Origin of the sequence: Brevundimonas sp. (genome assembly GCF_036659295.1) — a bacterium.
Taxonomy (GTDB): domain Bacteria; phylum Pseudomonadota; class Alphaproteobacteria; order Caulobacterales; family Caulobacteraceae; genus Brevundimonas.
The window spans coordinates 1-550 of the sequence record NZ_JAVXCU010000182.1 but is presented as its reverse complement, the minus strand read 5'-3'; the positions used below and the strand labels follow the sequence as shown (position 1 = coordinate 550).

The window sequence follows — 550 nt, the reverse complement described above, 5'->3', positions numbered from 1 at the left end:
GAATGATAAAGTTAAGCAAAATGGTCAGAAAGTTACCGTAGGCCAGCACGGCGCCCGCCTTTTTCGCTTCCACCAGCGTCATCGTCGTGGCTTGGCCATTCAGGGGCAGGTAGTAATTGGCGAAATCGAGGCCGCCGAAAATGCGGCCGATGGGCGGCATGATCACGTCTTGCACCAGGGAATCGACAATCTTGCCGAAGGCGCCGCCGATGATGACACCGACCGCCAGATCGACGACGTTGCCTTTCATTGCAAATTCTTTAAATTCCTTCATCATTGCCATGAATTTCCCCTTAGGATAGATATAAAAACATGCCGATCATACTATTGATTCCTGGGGACACCAACTTGTGGTTGTCGGCGAGACCAATTCGTGCACAGCCGGGGCATCTAGTTCGAAAGAACTAGCCACCTCCTGCAAAAGTATATAAATTATGGTACAAGCAACGTTTTTGTTCTATTCGTTGTTTGCTTCACTTATAATTTGCGGTTGCCAGAAGTGGATTTTTCACTTCCGGATAATCAACAAGAAACTGGCATGGGCTGCGCC

The 550-nt window shown here is 48.5% G+C and carries 1 protein-coding gene; it reads right to left on the bottom strand.

Going from position 1 to position 550, the window contains the following annotated elements; all coding sequences use genetic code 11:
- A partial coding sequence (gene mscL, locus RSB01_RS14250) for a large conductance mechanosensitive channel protein MscL (RefSeq protein ID WP_332625782.1) occupies window positions 1-283 on the bottom strand: 283 nt, incomplete at its 3' end.
- Between the last annotated feature and the right edge of the window lie 267 nt (window positions 284-550).